Raw genomic sequence first — 567 nt, 5'->3', positions numbered from 1 at the left:
GAACGTCCATTACAGTCGAAATTGTCAGCCCGGGACCGTCTCGGGCTACGATTGAGGCGCGCCCAGAACGGGCCGCCGACCGGGCGCCCGCGCACGGCCGAACGTCCCTGCCCCCGAGAGGGCCCGTTGGGTGCTGCCGGCGCGGGACGCGCCGCCCCCGACGGCTGATAGGAAAGTGCCGGGCAGGTGCCGCGGCTGGTAATGTGAGTGCCGAGGGGGAGGCCATCCGGTCGAACGACTACCGGAAGGATACCACCGTGAAAGCGCCATCCACCAGGCCCGCGGCCGTGCTCGGCCTGGACGTCGGCAAGTCATCGCACTGGGCCTGCCTGGTCGACCGCGACGGGGAGGTGCTGGCCAGCGCCCCCGTCCGCAACAGGGAGGCCGAGCTCGACGCGCTGTTCGCCTCCGCGCCCGCCGGCACGCTCGTCGTCGTCGACCAGTTCCGCAACATAGGGTCCCTCGCCGTGAGGCGGGCCCGCGCCGCGGGGCTCGGGGTCGCCCACCTGCCCGGGCTCGCCGCCAGCCGCGCCGCGGGCCTGTTCGCCGGCGAGGCCAAGACCGACG

Annotated in this window: 1 protein-coding gene; it reads left to right on the top strand. The window is 73.7% G+C overall.

What is annotated here, in order from left to right:
* Positions 1-257: 257 nt before the first annotated feature.
* The coding region (locus DW195_RS10270) for a transposase (protein WP_147356514.1) at positions 258-567 on the top strand (310 nt) is incomplete at its 3' end.

The sequence above is a fragment of the Collinsella sp. AM17-1 genome, assembly GCF_003470665.1.
GTDB lineage: Bacteria > Actinomycetota > Coriobacteriia > Coriobacteriales > Coriobacteriaceae > Collinsella.
This window is presented reverse-complemented; position numbering and strand designations above follow the sequence as displayed.